The sequence below is a fragment of the Winogradskyella endarachnes genome (assembly GCF_009741275.1).
Lineage (GTDB): Bacteria > Bacteroidota > Bacteroidia > Flavobacteriales > Flavobacteriaceae > Winogradskyella > Winogradskyella endarachnes.
This window is the reverse complement of record NZ_WOWS01000001.1, coordinates 799,391-822,865: the sequence shown is the minus strand read 5'-3', so window position 1 is coordinate 822,865 and position 23,475 is coordinate 799,391. Positions and strand designations below refer to the sequence as shown.

Sequence of the window (23,475 nt, the reverse complement as noted above, 5' to 3'; positions counted from 1 at the left end):
AATATGTTGTGTTTTAAATAAAGAAACAAGATACAGAATTAAGAGCAAAACTGTTATTAAAATATTTATAATTGTTAGAGAACTTCTCTTTATTTTAAAATAAGAATTTTGTTGTTTTTTTTAATCAATGAGCTCTATTTTTCTAATATAAACGTTGTGTAAAGGCCAGTCACCTTCGTCTGTTTTTACGCTATTGATTTTATCAACTACCTCCATGCCAGATGTTACCTCTCCAAATACGGTGTAGTCACCATCTAAATATTTTGCGCCACCAGGTCGCTGAATAATAAAAAACTGAAAAGGTGATGCTAATTTATAAGCATTTTCAATTTCGCTACTAGGCATAGAAATTGCTCCTCTTTTGTGTGTATAACCGCGTTTAGTGTCTGGCGGTAATAAATACTTTCCTATTTTTTGTCGTTTTTTAGCTAGGTCATAGTCATCACTACTGCCACCTTGTATCACAAAGTTTTTTACGACTCTATAAAATTGTGTGCCATCAAAATATTGGCGTTTTGTGAGGTAGACAAAATTGGCTCTGTGAAATTTTGTTTTGTTGTACAGTTTAATTTCAATAATCCCAAAATCGGTAGTAATACGCGCTTTGTTTTCTTTGTTTTCTTTTTCGTATTCTAAAAAGAATTCCATCGCATTAGCATCTGTAAGTTTAGGGTAAGCAGAAGTAATTTCTTTTTTTTGTGTTATTTTAGTTTTAGTAATCGTAGAATCTTTTACAACCGAATTATTCGTTTTTTTTGAAGTTTGTTTATCTTCACAATTCAGGAGTAATAATCCTATTCCGAGAACTATCGGAAACACAAATTGAAATTTCATAAATGCTATTTAGTACGTTTTTAGAATCTGTAGTAAAAATAAAACATCTTGCGCTTTTGGGCGAAGACTCGCATGCAAAAATGTCTCCACCTTATCGTTTAAATTTGGTAAATAAAATTAATACGGCTTCAAAAACACCTCGTAAAGCTGGAGTTATGGCGTTGTTTTATCCAAAAACTGATAATCAAACTTATTTGGTTTTAATTCTGCGTAAAACTTATAAAGGCGTACATTCGGCTCAAGTTGGATTTCCTGGTGGTAAATATGAAGACGAGGATTATAATGATTTACAAGAAACAGCAATTAGAGAAACTGAAGAGGAGATTGGTGTCTCTAGAACAGAATTTGATGTTTTAAAAATGATATCACCTATTTATATTCCTCCAAGTAATTTTATGGTGCATCCTTTTATTGGTATTTCTACAAAACCACTAATTTTTTCTAAACAAGATGAAGAAGTAGAAGCAATTATAGAAGTAAAGCTTTCTGATATTTTAAGTGAAATTAATTCGGTAACAGCAACAGTACCAACCTCTTTTAATGTTGAAGTGGAAGTTCCTGCATTTAAATTAAGCAATCATATAGTTTGGGGAGCTACAGCAATGATTCTTGGGGAAATAAAAGACTTGTTAAAACAGGTTTTATAACTTAACATATTGGTTACATTTGTAATCGATTAAAAATTGAAAAATAACTATGGGATTATTCAAAAAAAATCCTTTCGGACATATACTTTGGGTTAAAAAATGGCTTATTAGACTTTTAGGTGTAGCTACACACAGACGTTTTAGAGGGTTTAATGATTTGCAGATTGAAGGCTCTGATATTATTAAGAATCTACCAGATACTAATGTGTTGTTTATATCTAATCATCAAACCTATTTTGCAGATGTAATTGCCATGTTTCATGTTTTTAACGCCAGTTTAAGTGGTCGATTAGATAGTATAAAGAATGTAGGTTATTTATGGAATCCTAAATTAAATATGTATTACGTAGCGGCCAAAGAAACCATGAAATCTGGTTTATTACCTAAAATCTTTGCATATACAGGTTCTATTAGTATAGAGCGCACCTGGCGATCTAAAGGAAAAGATGTTAATAGACAAGTGAAAATGAGTGATATTACCATGATAAAGACCGCCTTAGATGATGGTTGGGTAGTGACATTTCCACAAGGTACAACGACACCTTTTAAACCCATTAGAAAAGGAACTGCTCATATTATTAAAACATACAAACCCGTTGTTGTGCCTATTGTAATAGACGGTTTTAGACGATCATTTGACAAGAAGGGACTGAGAATAAAAAAGAAAAATATTTTTCAAACTTTTGAAATAAAAAAGCCTTTAGAAATTGATTATGACAACGAATCAATTGCAGAAATTGTTGAAAAAATAGAATACGCCATAGAGCAACATCCTTCTTTCTTAAAAGTGATTCCTCAAAAGGAATTAGAAGAAATGGAACGCATGAATAGAGAACTACGAGATATGTAGTTATTAGTTTGATTTCTTAGGATTTATTTTTGAAATATTAAGAATAAATTGATGTTTTTATTTCAAAAAGTTAATAACTAGTCTAAATTTAAACCTTTTAGATCAGTCATTTCAATTCCTAAAATTAATAATTTATGAAAGGATGGTAGTTGAGCACCACTTTCTGTAACCGTCCAATTTTCCCAAGTGGCTTCTAAACCTTCAATTGGTAGAATGTCTACCCACATTTGAAAACTTATGGGTTTACCGTTATCACCAAAATGCCATAAATAAGAATCTCCTGGTGTTGTGCCTCCAGATGTGTAGGTCACTAAAAGGGCTTTTTTATTATCTTCTGTTTTAACAAGGCGTCTTTCTACACCATCATCAAATACTTTGTATGGTGCTACTAACCAAAAGGAATCATTATTAAAATAATTTTGAGCTTTTGTAATATAGTCTTGTTTTTCTATTCCATTATACTCTTGCTCTAAAACAAATACTTTTGATTTTGATGAGTCTTCAAAATCTAAAATCACGCTAAAATCATCCCAATACACCTCACAAACCTGATCTGATTTATACCATTTATAATGATGCATATTTTTAAATGTCCATTCTAAATAATCGGTGTTTAAATATGCGTCTACGTCTAAAGACTTAAGCATTTTTGTAGCAAGTTGGTCAGCATCAGCACCTAGTTTTCCTGTAGGTAAGTCTTCATTGTATTTTAAATACATAAAACCAAAGAGTAGGAGTGTAGGTAAGGTAAAGAAGATTATAATTCCTCCAATTATTTTTAGTATACTTTTAGCTGTATAAGTTTTTTTTGCCATTATTTTTTCTTGTTTTAAAATCCGTCTGCTGTATCATCGCCACGTTTGTCTGCACCACCTTCTAAAGTACCATTATCTAATTTTAGTATACCATCTACTTTACCAATTATAGGAGAACGTTCTATATTAATATTATAGCCAATAGATTTTAAATCCTCGATAAGTGTAGAGTTGAAAGAATTAGGCTCCATACGTATTTCATCTGGTAACCATTGATTGTGAAAACGTGGTGCGTCAACAGCTTGTTGCATGCTTAATCCAAATTCGTGTACGTTAAGTATAGTTTGTAAAACAGATGTGATAATTGTTGAACCACCTGGTGTACCTACAGACATATAAAATTCGCCATTTTTTTCAACAATAGTAGGTGTCATTGAGCTTAACATGCGTTTTTCTGGTGCTATACTATTGGCCTCAGCACCTATTAAACCAAAGTAATTAGGTTCACCAGGTTTACTGCTAAAATCGTCCATTTCATTATTAAGAAAAAAGCCTAACTCTTCCACATATAATTTTGAACCATAAGCGCCATTTAAAGTTGTAGTTACAGCAATAGCATTTCCAAATTGATCAACAATAGAGTAGTGCGTTGTTTCTTCGCTTTCGTATTCTAATGTGTTTCCGTGAGATAAAGAATCGGCAGGTGTGGGTAAATTAAAAGAAAAGTTGTCCATTCTGTTTTTAAGATAGGCTTTACTAGTTAATGTTTGCAGTGGAATATCTACAAAATCTGGGTCACCAAGGTAGAAACTTCGATCTGCATAAGCACGTTTTTCGGCTTCTACTATAACTTGTATTGTTTTTAATGAATTATGTCCAAGTTCTTTTAAGTTAAAAGGCTCAATCATAGTCATTATTTGATTTAAGCAAACACCACCAGACGAAGGAGGTGGCATTCCTGAAATAGTTAAATCATCATATTGAAACGTTACAGGTGTTCGCCATTTGGCTTCATATTTTTCTAAATCTTTTGCTGTAATTATAGCACCTTTATTTTGAAGGTAATTAACTAAGATTTTAGCCGTTTCGCCTTCATAAAATTCTTTACGTCCGTTTTGAGCAATACGTTCTAGAGTTTTTGCTAAAGCTTTATTTATAACAGTATCACCAGCTTTTAAGCTGTTGTTGTATAATATTTCTTTCTTATTTACAGCTCTAAATAAACTATCATATTTTTTAAAACGCTTTTCTTGATTTTTTGTTATAACAATTCCTTTTTTTGCTAATGCTATTACAGGTTTTAAGATGGTTTTTGTTTCTAATTTTCCAAATCGTTTTTGTGCTTCAAAAATACCAGCAATAGTTCCTGGTATACCAACAGCCATGTGACCAATTGTACTTTTATCTTTAATAATATTTCCATTTGTATCTAAATACATGTCTTTTGTAGCTTCTAAAGGTGCTTTTTCTCTGTAGTCTAAGGCACCTTTACTACCATCAGCTAAACGGTAAACTAGAAATCCGCCACCACCAAGATTTCCTGCAAAAGGATAAGAAACTGCTAATGCCATTTCGGTTGCCATCATAGCATCAAATGCGTTTCCGCCTTGTTTTAAAATAGAGACTCCAATTTTAGACGCTTCGGCTCTGGCACTTACAACCATTGCTTTTTCAGTAATAAGACCTTGTTTATTTGTTACAGCATCGGTTTTATTTGTTTCCGTTTTGCAACTTAAGATACAGCAAACGAGCAGAATTGGTAATATATATAATTGTTTCATACGTTAAATAGGTTTTCAATGTCTTCTCGTTTTTTGTGACTAAAAACAATTAATTCATCAAAAAAAGTAGTAAAATCAGTTTCAAAAGCCTCATAATATTCTACGAGTTCCTTTGTAGCTTCGTTCATTTTAGAGCGTCCTTCTGTTCTGTGATTCATGCCGTTTAAAACTTTTTGAATGCCATCAATTGTTGCGTAGCTCAATAGCCAATTACCTTCAATGATTAATGGCGAAATTCTTTTAAAACGAGGTGGAAGAATTTCAATATTTTTATTTAGGCTTTTATAAAATACATCTACATATTCAGCTAAAGGTATTTTAGAATACGTCATCCAGTTTTTAGCTAAAAAATGGTCGAAAAAAATATCTACAATTACACCACTATAATGTCCGTAATTGTTGTGAAGGCGTTTTGTACATTGTCTAAAAATTGGGTGTGCATCTGTAAATGTATCTATATGTCGGTGAAGTTGAATACCAATTTGAATGTCTTTTGGATACAACTTATATTTATTGCCTCTAACACCATCACCAACAAAGTTGCCAATAGTAATAAGTTCGTTATCGCCAGAAAGATAAATGTGTGCCAGAAAATTCATTATTCTAATTTACAAATTCAAAATTAACTCAACTTAATTTTAAGATAATACTTTGTTTTTCTTTTTTTAATATTTAGAAATACAATTAAATTTTTGAAGGCTAAATATTGAATTCAAGGTTAATTTTCGGTTAAAAGACAAAAGTCAAGATAAGTTAAAGACCTAAGTTAGATTAAGATATTATATTTGCTAAAAATAGAAAATATACATGACATTAATAAAATCAATTTCAGGAATCAGAGGAACTATTGGAGGAGCAGTAGACGAAAATTTAACACCTATAGACGCTGTAAAATTTGCTGCAGCTTATGGTACTTGGTTAAAAAACCAGCGTAAAAAAGAAACGTATAAAGTTGTGGTTGGGCGAGATGCACGTATCTCTGGAGAAATGATTCAGAATTTAGTAATGAATACCTTGGTAGGTCTAGGAATTCATGTGGTTGATTTAGGATTGTCTACAACGCCAACGGTTGAAATTTCAGTACCATTAGAACATGCCGATGGAGGTATTATTTTAACAGCAAGTCATAACCCTAAACAATGGAATGCTTTAAAATTATTAAATGCTAAAGGTGAATTTTTAAATGGGGCTGAAGGTCAGAAAATATTAGAAATTGCAGCCTCTAATGCTATGAGTTTTTCTGAAGTAGATGACTTAGGAAAAATTGCAGTTAATGATGCTTATATAGATATTCATATTGATGAGGTTTTAGACCTTGAGCTTGTTAATGTAAAAGCCATAAAAGATGCCAATTTTAAAGTGGTTGTAGATGGTGTTAATTCTACAGGTGGTATTGCTATTCCTTTATTATTAGAACGTTTAGGTGTAGAGCCTGTAAAATTATATTGCGACCCAACAGGTCATTTTCCTCATAATCCAGAACCGTTGAAGGAACATTTAGGAGATTTAGCAAAAGCTGTAGTTAAGGAGCGAGCTGATTTCGGAATTGTTGTAGATCCCGATGTTGACCGTTTGGCTTTTATGGATGAGACTGGTGAAATGTTTGGAGAAGAATATACCTTGGTGGCTTGTGCAGATTACGTACTAAGTAAAACGCCAGGTAATACAGTAAGTAACATGAGTTCTACAAGAGCTTTGCGTGATGTTACTGAAAAACATGGTGGAACCTATGAAGCTAGTGCTGTAGGTGAAGTTAATGTGGTGACTTTAATGAAGAAAAATAAGGTTGTTATTGGTGGTGAAGGAAATGGAGGAATAATTTATCCGGATTCTCATTACGGTCGTGATGCTTTAGTTGGTGTAGCGTTATTTCTAAGCTTATTAGCAGAAAAGCAAATGAAGGTAAGTGAGTTAAGAGCTTCTTACCCAAATTATTTTATGAGTAAAAAGAAAATTCAATTAACACCTGGTTTAGACGTTGATGGAATTTTATCGACTATGGAAGCTAATTACAGTGATGAAAAATTAACGACTATTGATGGTGTAAAAATTGATTTTGCAGATAGTTGGGTACACTTACGTAAGAGTAATACAGAACCAATTATTAGAATTTATACAGAAGCGCCTTCTCAGGAAGCAGCAGATACTTTAGCTGATCGTTTTATTGCAGAGATTAAGAAAGTTGCTAATATTTAGTATCTTTAAATACTTTAAATTATTAAGATAATAAGACTTCTATTTTTAATGAATAGAAGTCTTATTCATTAACATATTTGGCTATGATTATAAAACCTAACACAACAGAGTCTACAGAATTAGAAAACTATTTTAGTCAATTTAGAAAACATATAATCGGCCAAAATCAAACTTTTGAGTCACCATATGGTAAGCAAAAAATCATTTATACAGATTGGACAGCTTCTGGTCGCTTATACAGACCTATAGAAGAAAAGATATGTAATGATATAGGTCCTTTTGTAGCTAATACACATACAGAGACTACAGTTTCTGGTACAGCAATGACTAAGGCTTATCATAAAGCAAGACGCATTATTAAAGACCATGTTAATGCTAATGAAGATGATATTCTTATCGTTTCTGGTAATGGGATGACAGGTGTGGTGAATAAATTTCAACGTATTTTAGGATTAAAAATTCCAGAGAATTTACAAGAATATACTAAGATTCCCGAAGAAATGCGACCCGTTGTTTTTGTGTCACATATGGAGCATCACTCAAACCAAACCACATGGTTAGAGACTTTGGCTAAAGTTGAAGTTGTACCACCAAATGAAGAGGGTTTATTTTGTCTTAAAAACTTAGAAAAATTATTAGTAAAATATAAAGATTATACAATAAAAATAGCCTCTATTGTTGGTGGCTCTAACGTTACAGGTATACAAACACCATATCATGATGTGGCTAAATTAATGCACCAACATGGCGGTGTTTGTTTTGTGGATTTTGCTTGTTCTGCTCCTTATGTAGAGATGAATATGCATCCAGAAGATAAAGAAGCGCAATTGGATGCTATTTTCTTCTCACCGCATAAATTTTTAGGAGGACCTGGAACTTCTGGTGTTTTAGTGTTTAACAAGAAATTATATAAAAATATGGTGCCAGACTGTCCTGGAGGTGGAACCGTAAGTTGGACGAATCCTTGGGGAGAACACAAATACATAGATAATATTGAAGACCGAGAAGATGGTGGCACACCAGGATTTCTTCAAACCATAAAAACAGCATTATCTATTCGTTTAAAAGAGAAAATGGGTGTTGCAAATATGTTGCAACGCGAGCATGAGTTGGTGACTATTGTTTTTAATAAATTAGGTGATATACCTAATATAAATATTCTAGCTGGTCAGCACCAAGACAGGTTAGGTGTTATTTCGTTTTACATAGATGATTTACATTTTAATTTAGCTGTGAAATTGTTGAATGATAAATTCGGAATTCAAACAAGAGGAGGTTGTAGTTGTGCAGGTACGTATGGCCATTTTTTGTTACACGTAGATCAGCAAATGTCGCATGAGTTAACTGATGAAATTTCAATTGGAGATTTAGTGCGTAAACCAGGTTGGATACGTATGTCTATTCACCCAACAACTACAAATGCCGAAATTGAATTTGTTTGTAATAGTATTATTGATGTTGCTAAGCATCATAAAGTTTATGCAGTAGATTATGAATATTCAAAATGCAATAATGAGTTTATTCACAAATCATTGCTAGAAACAGATACTTCTGGTCCAGATATAGAAGCTTGGTTTAAGATGTAGATTGGGTCTTAAGTAAAGATATTACTTCACTTACATTTTAAACAGAATGCAGTTTTATAAGAATTCTGCAGGTACTTTGTCCCTGTGTTTCCAACGTTTGTGAGTCCATAAATAATATTGTGGTGCTGCTTTAATTTGTTCTTCAACAAGTTTAAAAAACAAATCTGTAATCTCGTAATCTTTGAATTCTTTTGGGGTTTCGGTTATGGTTGTAAATGTCGTTTCGTAATATCCACGTTTAATGCGTTTAACACTAAAAAAGACAACAGCCATATCTAACTTTTTGGCTAACATTTCTGCACCAGTATACATAGGCACTTTTATACCCATAAACTCATTCCAATGAAATGCTTTATTGGCTTTTGGTGATTGATCAGATACAAATCCATTAATGGTTAACTCACCTTCTGTTTTACTTTTCATTAAAACACTTAAAGTTTCTTTAGTAGTAATTAAGTGAGAATTATATTTTGCCCTAATACGTTTTACTAATTTGTCGAAATATTTATTGGCTAACCGTTTATAAACGGCATATCCTTTATGCTGAACATATTTTTGAAGAATAAAAATCCACTCCCAACTGCCATAATGCGCACACATTAATATTATGCTTCTTTGTTTTTTTTCTAAGTCGTTAATTAACTCAACATTAGTAAATTTAAAACGTTTTTTCATCTGTGCTTCAGTAATGGTTAACGATTTAATGGCTTCAACCATCATATCACAAAAGTGATGATAAAACTGACTTGTTATTTTACTAATTTCTTTTTCGGATTTTTCAGGAAAAACTAGTCTTAAATTGTTCTTTACAGTAGATTTTCTGTAACCTAAAATTCTATATATAACAAGGTAAATTACGTCAGAAAACGCATAAAGTAATCTAAATGGTAAAATGGAAATTAGCCAAAGAATTGGGTAAACTAAGATATAAGCAATAAGTTGCATTAAAGTATGATTGCAATTAAGTACAAATATATATATTTGATTATTAAGAATAGAGTTTATGAACAATTTAGGTATTAGTTTAGTTACCATAATTATTATTGCAGCTAATGTTATTATTTCAATTAAAGGATTTGATGATCGTGGCTTTTTTGAGAAATTTAAGTTTAATGTTGGCAGTATTAAACGAGGTGAGCAAATAAGAATGTTAAGTTCTGGCTTTTTACATGCAGATATATCGCATTTATTTTTTAATATGTTTACCCTTTATTTCTTTGCAGATTTTGTGGTTGCTAAATTAGGTTCTATTCATTTCTTAATCATTTATTTTGGGAGTTTAATTTTTGGTAATCTATTATCTTTGTATTTTCATAAAAACGAGTATTGGTATAGTGCCATTGGTGCAAGTGGTGCTGTTACAGGTATTTTATATGCTGCCATATTATTAGAGCCAAGTATGAGTTTGTATATGTATTTTATACCTATTCCAATTCCTGGTTATGTGTTTGGTATTGGCTATTTGTTATACTCTATTTATGGTATGAAAAACAAAGTGGGTAACATTGGTCACGATGCGCATTTTGGTGGTGCTATTGGTGGTTATGTGATAACCTTAATTTTATATCCAAGTTTGTTTCAAACCAATTTGGGTTATATAGGTTTATTGTCTATTCCAATTATTATTCTTTTTGTATTGTACAAAACAGGAAAGCTGAAGTAACCGTTACTCATACTAATAGCAAATTATATGCTGTTATGTTATGACATTTGTCATCTTATTAAGAATTATCCAAAGTCATCTTTGTGGTTTAATTAATTCTAAAACAAAAGAGATGGCTACATCTAAAACACTACATAATTTTCATATTCCTGTAATGGGATTAGCATTTACCATAGACAGTCCAATAAGAGTGGCACAATATGGTATATCTTCTGTAATCTCTATTATAGATGATGATTTGGTAGAAAAAATGAATGCGTTTTACAGTGAGAAATTTAATAAACCTTATAAAGAAATTACAAAAAAAACACACGATTATCGTGCAGAACGCATCACATCTTACCTCAATTTAGTAGATGAAGTTGTAAAAGAAAAATTTTCAAAATTTAAAACTGAACTATCAGATAGTAAAATTGCTTTAGAAAACTTCTTAGCAACATTACCAAATACCTCTGATTTTAAAAAGGGACTTTCTAATTTAATGCATGAAGGTGTGGTACTAAAAGATAATCTGAAAAACTATTTAGAAACACATTTAAAAGCGGGTGATATTGATGTTAACATTATGACCAAAGTAGATAAAGATAATTTTGAAAAATCTGAACAGCTACCAACAATGTTTAATGATGCACACGCATCACTTAGAGGTTTTGCAAAAAGTAACTTAAGGTCTTCTGTAGTGCTTTCAGCAGGTATGAATCCTAGATTATACAGCTATTTTGAAACGTTTAAAGATTTCTTTCCTGATGAAAAAGGTCAATTAAAAAAGAAAATTATTTTAAAAGTAAGTGATTATCGTTCTGCCATTATTCAAGGAAAATTTTTAGCTAAAAAAGGATTATGGGTTTCAGAATACAGAATAGAATCTGGTTTAAATTGTGGAGGACATGCTTTTGCTACAGATGGTTTTTTATTGGGACCAATTTTAGAAGAATTTAAGTCTAAAAAAGTTGAGCTTATCCGAGATACGCACGCTGTTTTAGTAAAGGGATTAAGTCATAAGGAATTAGAAATCCCAACAGAACCATTGGAATTAAAAATTACAGTTCAAGGTGGTGTTGGTACAGCAAATGAACAGTCTTTTCTATTAGACCACTACGATGTAGATTCGGTGGGTTGGGGAACACCATTTTTATTGGTGCCAGAAGCAACTTCGGTAGATCAACAAACAAGAGATTTAATGCTTAAGGCCCAAGAAAAGGATTTGTATTTAAGCGGAATTTCTCCTTTAGGTGTACCATTTAACACCATAAAAGGAACAACTAATGAATTTTATAAACAACAGCGTATTAAAAACGATAAAGCAGGTAGTTCTTGCCCTAAAAAGTTACTAGCGTTAAGTAAAGAATTTGGAGCAGAAGGTATTTGTACAGCCTCTAAAAAGTATCAAGATGCAAAATTACAAGCCTTAGAAACTAAAAAAGAGTCTTTAACAACAACGCTTTATAACAACGCCAAAGCTAAAATTACAGAGAAAACATGTCTTTGTGTTGGTTTAGCAAATGCAAGTTATATTGAGAATGATATAGCTATTAAAGGTCAGAAACAAGGTGTTGTTGTGTGTCCTGGTCCTAATCTGGCTTATTTTAACAGGGAAACGTCATTATTTGATATGATGAAACACATTAACGGAAATGCTTCGGTTTTATCGCATATCAACCGACCAAATATGTTTGTAAAAGAACTAAAGATGTATGTAGATTATTTAAAAAATGAAATACAGTCATTGTCGGAAGACATTACAGTAAAACAAGTTAAAAAATGGAATGCCTTTAAAAGTAATCTGTTTAAAGGTATTTCATATTATCAAGATTTGTTTCTTTCGTCTACTACAAGTGATTATAAAAACATTCAAGAAGAATTTCAGCTTTATAAAGCCGAATTAGAAGCTATAATTATTCCTGAATTTGTAAAAGTTTAATTTTTGTTTTTTAATGCTTCCTATTATTAATAAGCTCGTTAAATCTTAAAATAGGAAGCATTTACTTCTTTACAATCATATATTTTACAATACTTTTGCAACAAATAATTGTAAAATGCATAACGATACTATTGTAGCTTTAGCAACACCATCTGGTAGTGGAGCAATAGCTGTTATAAGATTATCTGGTAAAGAGGCTATAACTATTGCTTCAACTTGTTTTAAGTCTGTTTCAAACAAAGATTTAAATAAACAAGCAACACACACTATTCATTTAGGCCATATTGTAGAAGATAATAGAACCATAGATGAGGTTTTAGTATCTGTATTTAAAGACCCAAACTCTTATACTGGTGAGAATGTAATAGAAATATCTTGCCATGGTTCATCTTATATTCAACAAGAAATCATTCAACTCTTTCTTAGAAAAGGCTGCAGAATGGCTACTGCAGGCGAGTTTACCTTACGTGCATTTTTAAATGGTAAATTAGATTTAAGTCAGGCAGAAGCTGTAGCCGATTTAATTTCTAGTGATAATGAGGCCTCACATCAAATAGCCATGCAGCAAATGCGAGGTGGTTTTTCTTCAGAAATATCAAAACTTCGCGAAGAACTACTAAATTTTGCATCGTTAATAGAGTTAGAATTAGATTTTGCGGAAGAAGATGTGGAGTTTGCAGATAGAACTCAATTTAAAACATTAGTAGAACGTATTACTTTTGTATTAAAAAGATTAATTGATTCATTTGCTGTAGGTAATGTAATTAAGAATGGAATTCCTGTGGCTATCGTAGGTGAGCCAAATGTAGGGAAATCTACGTTGCTAAATGCGTTATTAAATGAAGATAGAGCCATCGTTTCTGAAATTGCAGGTACCACAAGAGATACTATTGAAGACGAAATTTCAATAGGAGGTATAGGGTTTCGATTTATAGATACAGCAGGAATAAGAGAAACTGACGATATTGTTGAAAGTATTGGTATAAAAAAGACTTTTGAAAAAATAGAACAATCTCAAGTTACCATTTATCTGTTTGATGCAAGTAAAGCCATTGATTTACTTGAAGAGGTAAGAATAGAAATTGAAAAAATAAGAAATAAGTACCCTCAAAAACCTTTATTAGTTATTGCTAATAAAATTGATAAATTAGAGGATTTAGAATTAGCTAAAATGCAATCTAAAATCCCAGAAATAAACTTACTTTCTGCTAAAACAGGTTTTGGAGTAGAGCAATTGACCAATTCTTTACTAAGTTTAATTAATACAGGAGCGTTAAGAAATAACGAAACTATAGTAACCAACTCGCGTCATTATGATGCGCTTTTAAAAGCTTTTGAAGAAATCCAAAAAGTACAGTATGGTTTAGAAACTGGTTTGTCTGGAGATTTATTAGCTATAGATATTAGGCAAGCTTTATACCACTTTGGTGAAATTACAGGTGAGATTACCAATGACGATTTATTAGGAAATATTTTTGCTAATTTCTGTATCGGGAAGTAACTTACTTTCTTTTATTTGTTAATCCCTTGTTATTCTTGGATTTATAGAGTTTTATCTTCTCTTTTTTGTTGTTTATTTGCTCTTTTTTAATTAAATTTGTTGTATATCTGTTGCCTAAAACGCAAAATTGTTGCCCATTTCTGTTGGCGAAGATATTGGCGAAATGATGCACCATAACGCACCACGTTGCACCATTACGCTACATAAAGCACCATTTATGAGCAGTAATTTATTCATTCCTAAAACTTGTAAGCATTGCGGTAATGCGTTTACAGCACGTACAACAGTTACTAAATACTGTGGTGATACCTGCGCAAAAAGAGCCTATAAGGCACGCAAGCGTAAAGAAAAAATTCAAGCTACTCTTACTGAAGATATGCAACAACAAAAAGAAGTTGTTCAAGTTCATAATCCTAATACTGTAAACCATAAGGATTTTTTGAGCGTTACAGAAGCCTCACAATTAATTGGTGTTAGTAGATGGACCATTCAAAGAATGATTCAACAAGGGCGTTTAAAAGCTGTTCCTTTTGGTAGAAAGCGTATTGTAGCAAGATGGCAAATAGAAAACCTTTTTAATTAGTAGATTATGAAAGTAACATTAAGACAACGCAAGAAGAACGATAAAATTAGTTTGTATTTAGATTACTATCATAAAGGCAAACGTAAAACTGAATACTTACGCTTATACCTTACACCTAATCCTAAAACTAAAACTGAAAGAGAGGTTAACAAGAAAACCAAACAACTTGCAGAAACTATATGTGCACAGCGACAAATAGAAATTCAAAACGGTATTTATGGCTTTCAAGATATTGAAAAGCTAAAAGGTAGTTTTATTACTTATATAACAGCTTTAGCAGAAAAGAAAAATACAAGTTCTGGCAATTATGGCAATTGGAACAGTATGCTAAAACATCTAAAAACTTTTTGTCAGACAGACGTAAGTTTTCAAGATATTGATAAGGATTTCGTAGAACGCTTTAAAGAGTATTTAGATAAGGATGCAATGGCAAGAGCAGGTAAAAAATTATCTCAAAACTCTAAATATTCTTATTATGGAAAATTCAACGCTGCATTAAAACAAGCTGTTAAGGATGGTATTTTAAGAATAAACCCAGCAAATGGTGTTGAGTATTTTAAACAAGGTGAACCTCAACGAGAGTTTTTAACTTTGGATGAATTACAAATAGCAGTTAACACAGAATGTGAGTTACCACTTTTAAAAAGTGCTTTTATATTTTCTGCGCTTACCGGTTTACGTTGGTCAGATATTGAAAAACTAATATGGTCAGAAATCCAGCACTCAAAAGAAATGGGATATTATATCCGATTTAGACAAAAGAAGACTAAAGGTGTCGAAACCTTACCAATATCAGACCAAGCAAGAAATCTATTAGGAGAAAAAGGTAATCCAGACGATAAAGTATTTGATGGTTTACATTATAGTGCCTGGTCTAACTTAAAATTGCAACAATGGATGATGAAAGCAGGTATTACTAAAACTATTACCTTTCATTGTGCGCGTCATACCTACGCTACCTTACAGTTAACTTTGGGTACAGACATATATACAGTATCAAAATTATTAGGTCATAAAGAGCTACGGACTACACAGATTTATGCCAAAGTAATTGACGATAAAAAGAAAGAAGCTGCTAACCGTATTCAACTGGATTTATAATGAAAGGAAGTATATTTTCAAGTTTGGTTTCTATAACCAATGGCTTACATAGAGATAATAGGCAGGAAAAGGATTTTAAATACTTATTGTCTGATTTTAAATTGAACCAAAAAGCTAATAACGCAGTTTTTAAAGTAAACTTTAAAAAACCTTTAAATGCGAAAAAAGAATACTATCAAAAGCTAATATTTAATGAAACAGAAAATACAGTAGCATCATTTGCGAAGGAATTTCCGAAAAATGCAACTACACCAGAAAATAAATACAGCTATACCATTCTACTTAATAAATTTGATAAGTACTTAAATGACATTGCAACTTATATCAATAAAAGAGGAATAACATCAGATTTCAACAATGACGACAATTATATCATAAACAACCTAAAAGTGTCTGCTATAAGATTGTATGCTGAACTACAAGGGCAATACGGACAGTTTTCGGAAAATACAAAATTCTCAATTTCTGAAATTGCAGAAAAATACTTTAATGATGAAACTTTTGATGTTAGCTTAATAGAAAAGAACACCACTAAAAAAGTGGCTACCAAAACAACATCAAAACTTAAAAGCAAACCGAAAACCTCATTTGCGTTTAAAGGAAAAGATAAATCAAATCTTTTAAAAGTACTTGAACAGCTTCAAATTAAAATAGATTTATTAGAAAATAGAACGACTACAAAACAGCTGTTAGAGATTCTAACAACAGATGATTTTACTTCTTTAAGTTTTAATATTTATTTTGAAGCTAATACAACTGCAATTAGATACATCTTTGACAAACTAAAACCTCAATTTAAAAATTTAAAGTTATCTGAAATTGAAAGGTCTAATAAGTTTTATACTAAAAATGATTTTGAGTTAACTGCTCAAAATTTATCTTCAAGCAAGCAATATACTTTTAAAGAAAAAGAAACTATTGATAATATTTTCAAACAAATGCAATAAAAAACATTGAGAACATTGAGATTTCTCAATGTAATCTCAATACTACCTAAAAATCTTCATTTTTTAAAAATCTACATTTTCAACCTTTGTCCTGTTCTTGAAAACCAAGAATGACATTTGGCCAGATGTCCTCATTTATTTAAAACAAAATAAACGATGGACACAAATATCATCGAAAAGTTAGACCGCATTGAAAAACTCTTATTAGAGCAACAAACAATGCAAAAGCAAGTATTAAACTTTAATGAAACTTGCAAGTATTTAGAATTATCCCAATCGCACTTGTATAAACTTACAAGTACGGGAACCATTCCACATTATAAACCTAATGGTAAAAAGATTTATTTCCAACGAGAAGAGTTAGACCATTGGTTACTGCGTAACCGTATGGACTCAAGAGACGAAATTGAACAGCAAGCTGCCGATTACCTAATTAAGAAAGGAGCGGTGAAGTTATGACTGAAATAATTGATTTAATCTTGGCGCTCTCACAAGATGTTAAGGACTTAAAAGCACGTATCGAATTGTTGCGACAATCGAGAGCAGAAGTATTAAAAGATACGTGGATAGACAATCAAGATGTATTGCAGACCTTACATATTAGTAAGCGAACGCTACAAACTTTAAGAACCAATGGCACTTTGCCTTACAGCAAAGTAAAAGGTAAATTTTACTATAAAGTTGCTGACATAGAGCAATTGCTTCAAGACAACTACTACAACCATAATTTCAAGCGAGATGGAAATAAGTAGAGAAGCAATTTTAGACAAAACACATTATGGTTTAAAAATCTATGCCTATGTGTTGAGGCAGTATTATCCTAATCAAACAGTCCTTTCTGTAAAAGGAAGGGACTGTGGGATAACTCGCAATCCATTTAATGGTGGTAAAGAAACCTTACGGATTCATATTGTTGGTATTATAGCAACACATAGAGATATAGAATTAGAGGCCTTTAAAGGTGATGTATTCGATTTTGCACAATACCATTTTAGAATAACCGATGAAGAAGAATTATTCCAGAAGATAAATCAAGAGCTACATCTAAATTTAGAAGTCAAGGGAAAAGACGAATTGGAATGGCTTAATGAACCAGACGATACCTGGTATGCCAACTGTAGCTTTTTTAAAGCACCTGTTCACAATGTGTTTCCTTCTGAAACTCTACGATTGCATCAAGTATTTGCATTAATCACAAGTGATAAATACAAAAGAATTACTGAAGATTTAAGAGCAATTACCAATGTAAAAGAAGCACGTAAATTCAAAGCGAATCGCTTTGATTACGTAACACTTTCAGGAATATTTGAAAAACGAGGCGATAAAAATTTGCTAAAGCATTCTAATTTATTAACCATTGATTTTGACCATTTAGAGAATCTACAAGAGTTAAGAACGCAGCTCTTAAATGATGAATATTTTGAAACCGAAATGCTATTCATATCACCATCTGGTGATGGCCTAAAATGGATTATTAGAATAGATATTTCAGAAGTATCACATTCAGAATATTTCACAGCAGTAGCAAATTACATTAAACACAATTATAACATTGAGGTTGACCAGTCAGGTAAAGACGTTTCCAGAGCGTGTTTTTTACCATACGACCCAACAGCCTTTCTACATAAAAGACATCAAGCATTATGACTAAAATATTTAACCCAAAAGATTGGTTAGAAGTTCCTAAAGAGCCAACAAAACCAAAAAGAAACAAGACAATAACTCACGTTATTGCTGTTGCTGATAACGATATTGAAGCCTACATTTCAGCAATCGAGCAATCAGGTACAGACATAACAGGAAGTTATGCCACTTGGAGAGATTTAGGCTTTGCTTTAGCAGAAGAATATGGAGAAACAGGAAGGGATTATTTCCATCGAATAAGTAAAAATTATGCAGGTTACGATACCAAAGAATGTGATGCACAATTTGATAAATGTTTAAACGCAAAAGGACACGGAATTACAATTGCTACCTTTTACCATTATGCACATAATTCAGGCGTCAAACCGCCTAAACAACAGTACAACAACGAAGTTGCAACAAATGTTGTAACGGTTATTGATACACAAGAGCAAGCAATGCCAACGATACCAGAAACGGTATATGAAAATTTGCCACAGTTTTTACAACAAGTTGTAAACCCTGCTAATGGACAGGAAGAAAAGGACATTTTGTTATTAGGTGCATTAACAGCGTTTAGTGCTTGTTTTCCTAAACTCTTCGGAATCTATGACCAACGTAAAGTGTTTTGTAATTTATATCTATTTGTTACAGCACCTGCATCTGCAGGTAAAGGAAGACTTAACCAAATTAAAAATTTGGTAGAACCTGTACACAAGTTAAAACGAGAACAAGCCAAAGTATTAAAACAGCAATTTCAAGCAGAAACAGCTACTTATAATATGAACAAGGGTAAAGATGAAAACTTGGAAAAACCAAGTAAACCACCAGAAAGAATGCTGTTTATTCCTGCCAACAATAGTGTAACAGGCGTATATCAATTAATTTCTGATAATGATGGTAGAGGATTAATTTTTGAAACCGAAGGAGATACATTAGCACAAGCCTTTAAAAGCGATTATGGTAATTATTCCGATGGATTTCGTAAAGCCTTTCATCACGAAACCATAAGTTATTATCGTAGAACCGATAGAGAATATGTAGATATTGAGAAACCGTGTTTATCAACAGTATTATCAGGGACACCAAAACAAGTGGCAACCTTAATACCTAATGCAGAAAATGGTTTGTTTAGTCGCTTTATGTTCTACTATATGAATATAAAACCAACTTGGAAAAACGTGTTTCAAAATAGCAATAAAGTAGGTTTAGACGATTACTACAACCAATTGGGTAGCGAGTTTTTAGAATTGTACAAAACGCTAAAAAACAATCCAGAGATTGAAATACGATTAACCACAACCCAACAACAGCAATTCAATACGTTTTTTGAATCTTTACAGACCAAATACATCAACCTACAACCCGAAGAGTACATCGCAACGATAAGGCGTTTAGGCTTAATTGCGTTTAGGATAATGATGCTATTCACAGCATTTCGTATTATGGAAGATGGTGATGTAAACGCAACTAAAGAATGTGAGGATATGGATTTTAAAAACGCACTAACCATAATTTCAATTTTAGTGAAGCACAGTAGTAAAGTATTTAATGATTTACCAATAGAGCAAAAAGTAACAAAACGGTTAAATAGAAAAGAACGCTTTTTAGAAAGTTTACCAAAGCAATTTAGCAGACAAGAGTATTTAGATTTAGCCACAAAACAGAGCATCCCACATAAAACAGCAGAAGGTTATATTACCAAATTTGTTGATGCAGGATTAATACACAGAGAAGCACACAATAACTATTCAAATCCTGCAAAGATATAGTTAAGGATTTGAAGGATTTAAGGATATGATTAAATGGATTTCCTCAAATCCTCAACTTCCTCATTACCTGTTAATAACTGTTTATATCTTTTTACTTTCCTTTTGTTTCCTTTTATTAAATTAGACAAATATTGACAAGTCAAAATATCTCTAAAATGACATTTGGTAATTATATAAGGAAGTTAAGGGAAGAAAAGCAACTATTACTGCGTGAGGTTGCCTCTCAAATGAACATTGATACCGCCTTATTAAGTAAGATTGAACGTGGAACACGTATGGCCAGAAAGGAACAAGTAGAAGATTTAGCAAAGGCTTTAAACAAAAGTAAAAATGAGTTACTAAACTTTTGGATGGCTGATAAAATTGTCAATATGCTTAAAGATGAATCCAACATTACGGAAATCCTCAAAAAAGTAGAAGAAGAAATTAAGAACTTAACCAACAAAAAACAGCAGCTTTAAATGGCATTATTTCAAACATCAGTAATAAAAACATATCTGGCGCAACAAGATAATTCAGTAGTAGAGCGTGCCTATAAAAAATATACCAAGTATTTTCATAATGCTACCATTCAAGAGAATATTAAAAACTCTAAAGAAGAACAGTACCAGGCAAAGTTTCTGGATGAGCTGTTTGTCAATGTCTTGGGTTATACGCTAAATCCAAAGCCTGATTTTAATATCACTACCGAGTTTAAAAACCAAAAAGGAGCTGGTAAAGCAGATGGAGCTATTTTAAAGGAAGCTAAAGCAATTGGCGTAATTGAACTAAAGGGAACCAATACCAAAGATTTAGAAAGCATCCGTAAACAGGCGTTCGATTATAAAGCCAATCAAAAAGGCTGTGTGTATGTTATTACGTCCAATTTTGAGAAGTTGCGATTTTACATTAACGATGCTACTGAGTTTTTGGAGTTTAATCTCTTTCAATTAGCACCCGAAGAATTTGCTTTAATGTACCTATGCTTACAAAAGGATAACATTCTTAACAATCTACCGCTAACCATTAAAGAAGCGTCTTTAGTTGAAGAAGACAAGATTACCAAACAGTTTTACAACGACTATTCCGTATTTAAACGCGAACTCTTTAGAGACCTCGTAAAACGAAATGCCAAACGCCTAAAACAAAATGTCATTGCGAGCGAAGCGCGGCAATCTCATAATGGAGACGATAGCACCGAACTAAAAGCACTCGAAAAAAACGTAAAACTATCCCTATTCAAAAAATCACAGAAACTCATAGACCGTTTCCTGTTCATTTTCTTTGCCGAAGATAGAGACCTGTTACCACCAAATTCAACCATACAGATATTAGATAAGTGGAAAGCCGACATCGATTTTGGTGACGAACGCCCATTATATAATCTCTTTAAACAATACTTTCATTTTTTAGATGAAGGTAGAAAAGGCACAACCTCAAGAGCAGAAATCTATGCCTACAATGGCGGATTGTTTAAACCGGATGCCATTTTAGATAGTTTGGAGATTGATGACGACTTGCTTTATAAACACACCTACAAACTCGCTAAATACGATTTTAGCAGTCAAGTAGATGTCAATATTTTAGGGCACATCTTTGAAAACTCACTTAACGAAATAGAAAGCGTTAATGCCGAAATTGAAGGTGGCGAGTTCGATAAGCAAAAGAGCAAGCGTAAAAAAGATGGCGTGTTCTACACACCCAAATACATTACCAAATACATTGTAGAAAATACCGTTGGTAAACTTTGCCAAGAGAAAAAAGACCAATTAGGTTTTAAGGAAGAAGCCTATTTCGAGATAAAAAAGGGAACACACCAAAACACCAAAAAGCAACTATTAGAAGTTTTAGATAATTACAGAGCGTGGTTACTACAAATAACCATTTGCGACCCAGCTTGTGGCTCTGGAGCATTTTTGAACCAAGCATTAGATTTTCTTATTAAAGAACACCGTTACATCGATGAGCTAAAAGCAAAAGTATTAGGTGGTGGCCTTATATTAAGCGATATAGAAAACACCATTTTAGAAAACAATATTTATGGCGTAGACCTTAATGAAGAATCTGTAGAAATTGCTAAACTATCGCTTTGGTTACGTACCGCACAACCACGACGAAAACTCAACGATTTAAGCAACAATATTAAATGTGGTAACTCATTAATTGATAGTAAAACCGTTGCAGGAGATAAAGCCTTTAATTGGCAACAAGAATTTCCACAGATATTTGATAAAGGTGGTTTTGATGTGATTATTGGAAATCCACCTTATGGTGACTATTTTACGCCAACGGAAAAAGATTATTTACTGAAAAAATATCAAAAGTCTTTTTCTGGGACATTTGATATGTACATATTCTTTTTTGAGGTAGCTCTGAATATTTTAAATGAAGAAGGAAGATTGTGCTACATAACCCCAAATACTTTTGTTGATTATTCCCAGTTTTCAGGATTAAGAAGCTTACTAAAAGAAAATAATAATATTGAACAAGTTATTACACTTTCAAAAGTTTTTGAAGATGCAATAGTTGATACGACGATTATCTCGCTTGTTAAAAATATAAAACAATCTAACACATTTTTAGGTGAAATTTTTAAAATGAAACTTAAATCTTTAGATGATACCATTTTATCAGAAATAGATTCAGAAAACCTCTTAAATGAAGGGTTTATTATTAAATCAAGTAAAGGTTTTGATGTATTTAGTTTAATTCATAAATGTCCATTTAAACTTTCAGATTTAGTAAAAATAACTCAAGGTGTCACAACAGGAGGAAACAAGGCTTTTATAAATAGAAAATCTTACTTTGTGGATAATGATATTCCAGAAAAATATGTCAAAAAAGTTTTAAAAGGCAAAACAATAAATAGATATCGGGTTCTTTTTGATGATGAGTATATATTGTATTCTACAAAGACTACCAATCCAGAGGTTCAAAATAAAATTTCAGAACTTTTAGAACCTTTTGAAGAAAAACTCTCAACAAAAAGAGAAACAAAAAAAGGTACATTACCTTGGTATTGTTTGCATTGGGCAAGAGAAGAAGAAGACTTTAATGAACCTAAAATTCTTATTCGTCAAACGGCGTCAGAGATAGTTGGTGTTTTGGATGAGGAGAATTATTATCCAATAGATACAATTCATACATTAAATCTAAAAGTTAATATTAAAGATAAAAAAACTCATCTGTCATTCATTCTCGGATTAATAAATTCTAACCTCTTTAAATTTCTTTATAATTGGAAACTTGATGAAGGAGGAAAGGTCTATCCTCAAGTTAAAAAGGTGAATATTGAATGGTTTCCGGTTGTCGATTTAGAGAGCACTATAATTGACGATATATCTATAATAGTTTTAAAAATACAAGACCTATATAAAACCCAGAATGAAATAAGAGATAAGCTTGTAAGGTATTTGTGTTCAAAATTTAATCTTGATAAGGTAAGTCAATCTTTGTTTAACTGGCACGAATTAGACTTTGCAGACTTTATAAAAGAACTCAACAAAGCCATTAAAAAAGCAGGTGGCACACCATTAACCAAAAAAGACGAGTTTGAGTGGTTAGAACTCTTCGAGGACAACAAGAAAAAAGCCCAAGAGTTACAAACCCAAATCACCCAAACAGAAAAAACAATTGATACGATGGTGTACGATTTATATGGCTTAACACAAGAAGAACGAGACATTATAGAAAATTCATAAAAATTAATAGTAGTTGTCATTGCGAGAAGCGCAGC

The 23,475-nt window shown here is 32.1% G+C and carries 21 protein-coding genes; 16 read left to right on the top strand and 5 right to left on the bottom strand.

The window, feature by feature from the left end:
- Window positions 1-120: 120 nt before the first annotated feature.
- Window positions 121-834, bottom strand: a complete 714-nt coding sequence (locus GN138_RS03630; RefSeq protein WP_157362202.1) for a peptidylprolyl isomerase — start codon at window positions 832-834, stop codon at window positions 121-123.
- 2 nt (window positions 835-836) lie between these two features.
- On the opposite strand from GN138_RS03630, the gene GN138_RS03625 reads away from it, so the two are divergent.
- Window positions 837-1,481 (top strand): NUDIX hydrolase, encoded by a 645-nt coding sequence (locus GN138_RS03625; protein ID WP_157362200.1) that lies wholly within the window; start codon window positions 837-839, stop codon window positions 1,479-1,481.
- A 49-nt stretch (window positions 1,482-1,530) separates the two neighbouring features.
- The gene (locus GN138_RS03620; protein ID WP_157362198.1) at window positions 1,531-2,331 is read left to right on the top strand and encodes a lysophospholipid acyltransferase family protein; all 801 of its coding nucleotides are present in this window, start codon (window positions 1,531-1,533) and stop codon (window positions 2,329-2,331) included.
- Window positions 2,332-2,408: 77 nt separating this feature from the next.
- Here the strand turns inward: GN138_RS03620 and GN138_RS03615 are convergent, their stop codons facing one another.
- Genes GN138_RS03615 through GN138_RS03605 form a run of 3 tightly spaced genes read right to left on the bottom strand, consistent with a single transcriptional unit; the run spans window position 2,409 to window position 5,466 of the window.
- The gene (locus tag GN138_RS03615; protein WP_157362196.1) at window positions 2,409-3,146 is read right to left on the bottom strand and encodes a hypothetical protein; all 738 of its coding nucleotides are present in this window, start codon (window positions 3,144-3,146) and stop codon (window positions 2,409-2,411) included.
- Window positions 3,147-3,160: 14 nt separating this feature from the next.
- Window positions 3,161-4,867: a gamma-glutamyltransferase gene (gene ggt, locus GN138_RS03610; protein WP_157362194.1), complete on the bottom strand. Its 1,707-nt coding sequence runs from the start codon at window positions 4,865-4,867 to the stop codon at window positions 3,161-3,163.
- Complete coding sequence (locus GN138_RS03605; protein ID WP_157362192.1) at window positions 4,864-5,466, bottom strand: acyl carrier protein phosphodiesterase; 603 nt, start codon at window positions 5,464-5,466, stop codon at window positions 4,864-4,866. Before GN138_RS03605 ends, ggt begins: the two co-directional genes overlap by 4 nt.
- A gap of 208 nt (window positions 5,467-5,674) precedes the next feature.
- Here GN138_RS03605 and glmM point away from each other — a divergent pair, with 208 nt between their 5' ends.
- Window positions 5,675-7,063 (top strand): phosphoglucosamine mutase, encoded by a 1,389-nt coding sequence (gene glmM / locus GN138_RS03600; RefSeq protein WP_157362190.1) that lies wholly within the window; start codon window positions 5,675-5,677, stop codon window positions 7,061-7,063.
- Between the two features lie 83 nt (window positions 7,064-7,146).
- Window positions 7,147-8,649: an aminotransferase class V-fold PLP-dependent enzyme gene (locus GN138_RS03595; RefSeq protein WP_157362188.1), complete on the top strand. Its 1,503-nt coding sequence runs from the start codon at window positions 7,147-7,149 to the stop codon at window positions 8,647-8,649.
- A gap of 54 nt (window positions 8,650-8,703) precedes the next feature.
- On the opposite strand, the gene GN138_RS03590 is transcribed toward GN138_RS03595, so the two are convergent.
- Window positions 8,704-9,594 (bottom strand): lysophospholipid acyltransferase family protein, encoded by an 891-nt coding sequence (locus GN138_RS03590; RefSeq protein WP_157362186.1) that lies wholly within the window; start codon window positions 9,592-9,594, stop codon window positions 8,704-8,706.
- Between the two features lie 58 nt (window positions 9,595-9,652).
- Here GN138_RS03590 and GN138_RS03585 point away from each other — a divergent pair, with 58 nt between their 5' ends.
- The 12 genes from GN138_RS03585 to GN138_RS03530 all read left to right on the top strand — a co-directional run bounded on the left by GN138_RS03585 (window position 9,653) and on the right by GN138_RS03530 (window position 23,440).
- Entirely contained in the window at window positions 9,653-10,312 is a 660-nt protein-coding gene (locus GN138_RS03585; RefSeq protein WP_157362184.1) for a rhomboid family intramembrane serine protease, read from the top strand.
- A gap of 112 nt (window positions 10,313-10,424) precedes the next feature.
- Window positions 10,425-12,233, top strand: a complete 1,809-nt coding sequence (locus GN138_RS03580; protein ID WP_197429308.1) for a hypothetical protein — start codon at window positions 10,425-10,427, stop codon at window positions 12,231-12,233.
- A gap of 115 nt (window positions 12,234-12,348) precedes the next feature.
- Window positions 12,349-13,734 carry a tRNA uridine-5-carboxymethylaminomethyl(34) synthesis GTPase MnmE gene (gene mnmE / locus GN138_RS03575; RefSeq protein WP_157362182.1) on the top strand — a complete coding sequence of 462 codons (1,386 nt, stop codon included), beginning with the start codon at window positions 12,349-12,351 and terminating at the stop codon, window positions 13,732-13,734.
- 130 nt (window positions 13,735-13,864) lie between these two features.
- Window positions 13,865-14,317, top strand: a complete 453-nt coding sequence (locus GN138_RS03570; protein WP_231743031.1) for a helix-turn-helix domain-containing protein — start codon at window positions 13,865-13,867, stop codon at window positions 14,315-14,317.
- A 6-nt stretch (window positions 14,318-14,323) separates the two neighbouring features.
- Window positions 14,324-15,418 (top strand): site-specific integrase, encoded by a 1,095-nt coding sequence (locus tag GN138_RS03565; RefSeq protein WP_157362180.1) that lies wholly within the window; start codon window positions 14,324-14,326, stop codon window positions 15,416-15,418.
- A complete protein-coding gene (locus GN138_RS03560) occupies window positions 15,418-16,365 on the top strand; it encodes a DUF6617 family protein (RefSeq protein WP_157362179.1) in 948 nt (315 codons plus the stop codon). The genes GN138_RS03565 and GN138_RS03560 overlap by 1 nt, the downstream gene beginning before the upstream one ends.
- A 156-nt stretch (window positions 16,366-16,521) precedes the next feature.
- On the top strand, window positions 16,522-16,824 hold the full coding sequence (locus GN138_RS03555) for a helix-turn-helix domain-containing protein (protein ID WP_027879783.1): 303 nt from the start codon (window positions 16,522-16,524) through the stop codon (window positions 16,822-16,824).
- Complete coding sequence (locus GN138_RS03550) at window positions 16,821-17,117, top strand: helix-turn-helix domain-containing protein (protein ID WP_157362177.1); 297 nt, start codon at window positions 16,821-16,823, stop codon at window positions 17,115-17,117. The genes GN138_RS03555 and GN138_RS03550 overlap by 4 nt, the downstream gene beginning before the upstream one ends.
- On the top strand, window positions 17,104-18,012 hold the full coding sequence (locus GN138_RS03545) for a BT4734/BF3469 family protein (protein ID WP_157362175.1): 909 nt from the start codon (window positions 17,104-17,106) through the stop codon (window positions 18,010-18,012). The genes GN138_RS03550 and GN138_RS03545 overlap by 14 nt, the downstream gene beginning before the upstream one ends.
- Window positions 18,009-19,760, top strand: coding sequence for a DUF3987 domain-containing protein (locus GN138_RS03540; protein WP_157362173.1), 1,752 nt, complete (start codon window positions 18,009-18,011; stop codon window positions 19,758-19,760). Before GN138_RS03545 ends, GN138_RS03540 begins: the two co-directional genes overlap by 4 nt.
- A gap of 155 nt (window positions 19,761-19,915) precedes the next feature.
- A complete protein-coding gene (locus tag GN138_RS03535; RefSeq protein ID WP_157362171.1) occupies window positions 19,916-20,221 on the top strand; it encodes a helix-turn-helix domain-containing protein in 306 nt (101 codons plus the stop codon).
- Window positions 20,222-23,440 (top strand): Eco57I restriction-modification methylase domain-containing protein, encoded by a 3,219-nt coding sequence (locus GN138_RS03530; protein WP_157362169.1) that lies wholly within the window; start codon window positions 20,222-20,224, stop codon window positions 23,438-23,440.
- Window positions 23,441-23,475: the final 35 nt, after the last annotated feature.